Origin of the sequence: Pedococcus sp. 2YAF34 (genome assembly GCF_052114585.1) — a bacterium.
Classification (GTDB): domain Bacteria; phylum Actinomycetota; class Actinomycetes; order Actinomycetales; family Dermatophilaceae; genus Pedococcus.
Map to the genome: position 1 here is coordinate 1 of NZ_JBFRFA010000154.1, position 373 is coordinate 373.

Below are 373 nucleotides of genomic sequence, written 5' to 3' on the forward strand. Positions count from 1 at the left end.
TCGGTTCCACCGACTCCCGGGGACTCATGCACTGCCTGTGGGAGATCATCGACAATTCGGTCGATGAGGCGCTGGCCGGTCACGGCAACCGCATCGAGGTCATCCTGCACAGCGATGACAGCGTCGAGGTGCGCGACACTGCGCGCGGCATCCCCGTCGACATCGAGCCGAAGACGGGCCTCAGCGGCGTCGAAGTCGTGTTCACCAAGCTCCACGCCGGCGGAAAGTTCGGGTCGGGCTCCTACGCCGCATCCGGTGGCCTGCACGGTGTCGGCGCATCCGTCGTCAACGCGCTCTCCGAGCGGCTCGACGTCGAAGTCGACCGCGACGGTAAGACGTGGGCGATGTCGTTCCACCGCGGTGAGCCCGGTGT

The 373-nt window shown here is 66.8% G+C and carries 1 protein-coding gene; it reads left to right on the forward strand.

Annotation, left to right across the window (positions count from 1 at the left end; all coding sequences use genetic code 11):
• Positions 1-373 (forward strand): ATP-binding protein (locus tag AB4Z02_RS19340; RefSeq protein ID WP_441973004.1); only part of this gene is annotated, 373 nt, incomplete at both ends.